Origin of the sequence: Mycobacterium sp. (assembly GCF_035603715.1) — a bacterium.
Classification (GTDB): Bacteria; Actinomycetota; Actinomycetes; order Mycobacteriales; family Mycobacteriaceae; genus Mycobacterium.
Genome location: NZ_DATNJW010000263.1, coordinates 44,192 through 50,498, shown reverse-complemented (window position 1 = coordinate 50,498; position 6,307 = coordinate 44,192). Strand labels below are relative to the sequence as shown.

The following is a 6,307-nucleotide window of genomic DNA, read 5'->3' as shown; positions in this document are numbered from 1 at the left end:
AGCACCCCGGCCAAGCGGACGTTGAGCGCGGCGTCGGTGATCGGTGCCCGCTTCGACAAAGAGCTGCTGATCGCCCTGGGCGGCGAAGGGGCAATCGATGAGTTATTGAGCGCGGAGCTGATCGATCAGGTGGGCTTCATCCCGCACCCCGAATACGCCTTCTGCCATCCACTGATCCGTGCAGTGGCCTACGAATCACAACTCAAATCCGACCGCGCCCAGTGGCACCGGCTCGTCGCAGCCGCAATCGAAGCAGGTGATGAGGCCGCGGCTGATGAGAATGCGGCCCTGATTGCCGAACACGTCGAGGCCGCCGGCGACCTGCACACCGCGTACATGTGGCATGTTCGCGCCGCGACATGGGCGACCCACCGAGACATCGCCGCGGCGCAACGAGGTTGGGAGCGCGCACGCCGCATCGCCGACGCCGTGCCCGACGACGACCCCGACCGGACAGCAATGCGCATCGCACCCCGCACCATGCTGTGCGGCATCGCCTGGCGAGTTCAAGTCAGCGTGGCCGGCGATCGCTTTGAGGAATTGCGGGAGTTGTGCGCGGCCGCTGGGGATCAGGCGTCGCTGGCCACCGGCATGGCGGGACTGGTGTTTGATCACGCGTTGCGGGGCCGGATCCGTGAGGCGTCGCGGCTGGCAGCGGAAGCCTGGGCCCTGATCGAGTCGATCGGCGATCCAACGTTAACGGTGGGGTTGTCTTTCCCGGTGATCTATGCGGAGGGTCAAGCCGGCGAGTGGTCAGGCGCATTGCGGTGCTCCCAGCGGGCCATCGACATGGCTGACGACGATCCGTCGAAAGGGAACTTCATCGTCGGGTCACCGTTGGCGCTCGCCTTGACATCACGGGCTATCGCCGGGTACTTCCTGGGTCGTCCCGGATGGCCCGATGACCTGCGCCACGGCTTGGCCATGGCCCGAAGCGCCGACCCGTTGTCTTACGCCACCGCGATCACATATGTCTACTTCCCGGGAATAGCATTTGGCGTGCTTGCGGCCGATGATCCGGCGATGCGCGAGATCGAAGATGCGGTACGGATTGCCGAGCGATCAGCTGACGATCTGGCGTTGGTTTTGGCGCGGGCGACTCTGGGCATCGCGCTGGTGCACCGCTCCACGGGTGCGGAGCGCTCCAGCGGACAGAAGCTGCTGGCCGAGACAAGCGAAGCATTTCTGAGCCGGGGACAGTTTCTGTCCGAGTTACCGTTCGTCAATGCGTCCTTGGCACATGAGAGGGCTCGGCGCGGAGATCGCGATGAGGCGATATCGGTCATGCTCGCCGCCGTCGATCATCGGGTTCACGAGGGACAGCTGCTGGCGTGGGGCTACGCCATTCCTGCCACCGGCGTTCTGGTGGAAACCCTGCTGGAGTGTGGGACCGACGCGGACGTCGCCGCAGCCGAGGCCACGATCGAGCAATTGGCCACCGCGCCAGCCGATCACGAGTTGGCTATCCGCGACATCTGGCTGCTGCGGCTGCGCGCGCTGCTGGCCCGTGCCCGTGGCGACGACGTCGCGTACCGCGAGTTGGTGAGCTGCTACCGCGCGATGGCCAAATCGCTTGGCTTCCAAGGACACATCGCGTGGGCTGCGGCCATGATCGCAGGCGAGGACTAGTGCCGATGACGATGGGTATGACGTGTGGGTCGTGCGGCACCGGCTTGCGCGAAAAGGCCAAGTTCTGCGACGAATGCGGTGCCCCGACTACGGCTTCGAGCGATACGGCGCAGTACAAGCAGGTGACGGTGCTCTTCGCCGATGTGGTGCGCTCAATGGACCTCGCTGCCGCGCTGGAGATGGAGCGGTATCGCGAGGTCATGACCGAGTTGGTGGAGCGCTCGGCGACGGTGGTTCAGCGCTACGGCGGCGGGACGGTGGAGTCCACCGGAGATGGGGTGATGGGAATCTTCGGTGCCCCGATCGCGTTGGAGGATCATGCTTTTCGGGGCTGCCTGGCTGCATTGGCCATCCAGGACGAGGCGAACCGGTTGGCGGCCGAAGTACAGCGCCGCGACGGTGTCGACCTTCGCGTGCGGGTGGGCCTGAATTCGGGTCGGGTGATTGCCGGTGAGATCGGTTCGGGATCGCTGGGCTACGCCGCGACCGGCGAATCGGTCGGGTTTGCCCAGCGGATGGAGTCGGTGGCGCCCCCCGGCGGGGTGATGCTGTCGGAGTCGACCGCGCGGCTGGTCGAGCACACCGTGACACTGGGTGAACCGGAGTGGGTGCGCATCAAGGGGGCCGACGAACCGGTGTCGGTACGCCGGTTGGTGGCGATCGGCCCGCGCGATGGTCAGTCCGGTCGCGCCGAGGTCGGCCTGGTCGGTCGGGGCTGGGAGATCGCGGCGCTCGATGCCATGGTGGAGCGCGCGTTCGGTGGCCGCGGTGGTGTGGTGAACGTGGTGGGACCGCCGGGCATCGGCAAAAGCCGGGCGGCCCGGGAGGCCGCGGCGCTGGCGGCCAGTCGCGGGGTCGACGTCTTTTGGGCCTTCTGCGAGTCACATGCCGGCGACATTCCCTTCCACGTCGTGGCCCAGCTGCTGCGCGCGGGCACCGGCGTGGCGGACCTCAACCGCGAAGCCGCCAGGATGCGGGTGCGAGCTCGTGTGCCCGATGCCGACCCGCAGGATCTGCTGCTGTTTGATGATCTGCTCGGCATCGCCGACCCCGATGTGCCGCTGCCCCAGATCGACCCGGACGCGCGGCGACGCCGGTTGACCGCGATGATCAACGCCGCGTCACTGGCGCGCACCGAACCGGCGCTCTACGTAATCGAGGATGCGCACTGGATCGATGCGGTGAGTGAGTCGATGCTGGCCGAGTTCCTCACAGTCATTCCGCGCACTCCGTCGATGGTGCTGATCACGTCTCGCCCCGAATACAAAGGAGATCTGACTCGGGTGGCCGGCGCGCAGGCGATAGCGCTTGCCCCACTGGCTGATTCGGACACTGTGGCGCTCCTGGTTGAGCTGCTGGGGTCGGATCCCTCGGTCGGCGAGCTGGCGGCGATCATCGCCGAGCGGGCCGCCGGCAACCCGTTTTTCGCCGAAGAGATGGTGCGCGAGTTAGTGCAGCGCGGGGTGCTGGCCGGTGAGCGCGGCGACTACGTCTGTCGCACGGATGTCGCCGAGGTGAGCGTGCCGGCCACGGTGCAGGCAGCCATCGAGGCGCGCATCGACCGGCTGCAGGCCCCGGCCAAGCGGACGTTGAACGCGGCGGCGGTGGTCGGAGCACGCTTCGGGACGGATTTGCTCGCCGCGCTGGGGATAGATGCGGTGTTCGATGAGCTGCTCAGTGCTGAGCTGATCGATCAGGTGCGGTTCACCCCGAGCGCCGAGTACGCCTTCCGACACGCGCTGATCCGCGCGGTGGCCTACGAATCGCAGCTGAAATCCGATCGGGCCGAATGGCACCGGCGCCTGGCAGCAGCGATCGAAGAGTCTGAGCCGGAGTCGGTGGAGGACAACGCGGCACTGATCGCTGAACATCTGCAGGCCGCGGGCGAGCTGCACGCGGCGTATGGCTGGCACATGCGCTCCGCCGCACGGTCAGCCGACCGCGATATCGGCGCCGCCCGGGTCAGCTGGGAGCGGGCACGGCAAATCGCCGACGCACTACCGGGCGACGACCCCGGCCAATTATCGATGCGCATCGCCCCCCGCACCATGCTGTGCGCGACCGACTGGCAAGCCCGAGCAATCCACGAAAGCCGGGGCCGATTCACGGAGCTCCGAGAGTTGTGCAGCGCGGCCGGGGACAAGGTCTCGCTGGCCATCGCCATGAGCGGGCCCGCCACCGAGCTCATGTTCGCCGGGCGCGCGCGCGAGGGGTCGCGGCTGGCATCCGAACAGATGGCGCTGCTCGAGTCGATCGGCGATCCCAACTTGACCGTAGGGTTGGCGTTCGTAGCGTTCTCCAACTGGTTCGAGAGCGGCGAGTTCGGCGAGATCCTGCGGTGGTCACAGACTGTCGTCGACCTGGCCGCCGGAGACCCCGCCAAGGGCGCCGGCTTCGGCGTGGGATCACCGCTGGCGATCGGGTTGGCATTTCGCTGCGTCGCTCGGTGGTGGCTGGGCCGTCCCGGGTGGCGGCAGGACCTCCACGACGCCGTCGCGATGGCCCGAAACAGCGACCCGGCAACCCTCGGCGTTGTCGTCACCTGGACCTACGGGGCAATACCGTACGGCGTGCTTCGGGCCGATGACTCCGCGATGCGCGCACTCGAGGAGGCGGTGCAGACCGCCCGAAGGGCCAGCAGCGATATCGCACTCATCTTCGCCGAGTACACGCTGGGTGTCGCGCTGCTGTATCGGGACGAAGCGACCGACCGTCACCGCGGGCTGGAGCTGACGATGCAGGCCCGCGCGTGGCAGCCAGAGCGTATGCCGAACCTGGTGCCGCTCACCGAGTTGTTGGCCGCACAGGAGAGGGCCAGGCGCGGCGAAAGTGACGCTGCCATTCCGGTGATGCGCAATGCCCTCGACGTGCTGCACCAGGCGGGACAGGTCGGGTATGACGTTTTCGGCACCCGCATTCTGGTGGAGGCGCTACTGGAGCGTGGCGCCGAGGGCGATTTGGCGGAAGCCCAAGAGGCGACCGACTGGCTGGCAAACCTGCCGGACCACGGCTCGGCGATTATCGAGATCACGCTGCTGCGGCTACGCGCGCTGCTGGCCCGGGCCCGCGGCGACGACGTTGCCCACCGCGACTTGGTGAATCGCTATCGCGCGATGGCGGAATCGCTTGGCTTCGAAGGACACATCGACTGGGCGAACGCGATGATCGATCGCATCTGAGAAATCCCCCGCCCAGACCGGGCGAGATTGCAGTGGTGCGGTACTGCCGTCCTTCTACGGCACGCCAGCGACGATTCCCTTGACACCTGGCTCGGTATACGAGCACTCGCCGAGCACGAGATTCCAAGAAACATCGGAGTTTAGGGGACCGCATGACCTGTCCAGCCATGGCCGACGCGTACGAAACATCGACGCCGACCAGGTTGAACCCGCCGCGGGTTCGCTTACCCAAGCTCGTTCAGGGCGTTGGATTAACCCTATTTCGCCGCGGAGCGATGCGGTATTGGATCAAGCGACATGGACGCATCTTCGAGTTCAACGTCCCATTCTTTGGCCAATGCGTCGCCATTTCCGACCCGGCTCTGGTGAAGTCGGTGTGCACCGCGGACGCGGAACGACTGACCAATTATCAACTGAATCTGAGCAGCTTTTTTGGCCCCGGGTCGATATTTGCCCTTGAGGGCAGTCGTCATCACGATCGGCGCCGGCTCCTCGCACCGGCTCTCCACGGTCGGAGTCTGAAGAATCACGAGGCGATTATTGCCGACGAGACACTGCGTGAAAGCGCAAATTGGCCTGAAAATAAAGAGTTCCGGATTCTCGAACCGATGCACAGGATCACCTTGAACGTGATCTTGCGGACCATCTTCGGCGCTGACGGCGGCGAGCTAGAGGAACTGCGTGAGATCGTCACACGTTTCACAAAACGCGGATCGGTCCTGGCGAAGTTGATGCCGGCGCCGAAATTCCGGACTCGTCGCTACAGCCCGTGGAACAAGCTGGACAAGATCCGGGAGGACTTCGACCGCATCGTATTGACGCTGATCGACAGGGCCGAGGCCGATCCGGCACTCGGCGAGCGGACCGACATCCTGGCACTGTTGCTGCGCAGCAGGCATGCCGATGGAAGCGGGATGTCGCGGGCGGAAATCTGCGACGAACTTGTGACCCTCATCGGCGCCGGTCACGAAACCACAGCATCCGCACTTACCTGGGCGTTTGAACGGTTGCGGCGCCACCCAGACGTGCTGGCCGAACTGGCCGGAGAGGTTGATGCGGGAGGAAGCGACTTCCGTCGCGCGACGATATTGGAGTTGCTGCGGATTCGCACCATCATCGATTATCCCGGCAGACGGGTCAATGCACCGCACTTCGATCTGGGCGCGTGGCGAATCCCGCACAGTCGCAACGTGTTTGTGAGTCTTGCCGATCTGCACGAGAATCCGGAAGTCTTTCCTCATCCCGAGCGTTTCGACCCGACCCGCTTTCTGGACACCAATCATCCGGCACCCGCATGGCTGGCGTTCGGAAGCGGAGCACGCCGCTGCATCGGGTCTGATTTCGCGATCGCCGAAATGGACGTCGTGCTGCGGACGGTACTGCAGAGTTTCCGGATCCACACCGATGCCGCCGCCGACGAGAAGTCGCATTTCCGGGGAGTCGCCTATGCCCCAAGACTCGGCGGCCGCGTAGTCGTCAGCCGCCGAAAGTAGCCACAC

The 6,307-nt window shown here is 65.6% G+C and carries 2 protein-coding genes and 1 pseudogene; all 3 read left to right on the top strand.

The genetic code is table 11. The features are described 5' to 3' along the window. A pseudogene (locus tag VN856_RS11260) lies at positions 1-1,629 on the top strand (cyclase); the annotation flags it as partial. A 5-nt stretch (positions 1,630-1,634) separates the two neighbouring features. Beyond that, complete coding sequence (locus tag VN856_RS11255; protein ID WP_325688962.1) at positions 1,635-4,808, top strand: AAA family ATPase; 3,174 nt, start codon at positions 1,635-1,637, stop codon at positions 4,806-4,808. 152 nt (positions 4,809-4,960) lie between these two features. Continuing rightward, complete coding sequence (locus VN856_RS11250) at positions 4,961-6,301, top strand: cytochrome P450 (protein ID WP_325688960.1); 1,341 nt, start codon at positions 4,961-4,963, stop codon at positions 6,299-6,301. Positions 6,302-6,307 lie beyond the last annotated feature (6 nt).

What these genes read in the sequence shown, in the direction of transcription:
- VN856_RS11255 (WP_325688962.1), top strand. Translation starts at nt 1,635, where the DNA reads ATGACGATGGGTATGACGTGTGGGTCGTGCGGCACCGGCTTGCGCGAA.
- VN856_RS11250 (WP_325688960.1), top strand. Translation starts at nt 4,961, where the DNA reads ATGACCTGTCCAGCCATGGCCGACGCGTACGAAACATCGACGCCGACC.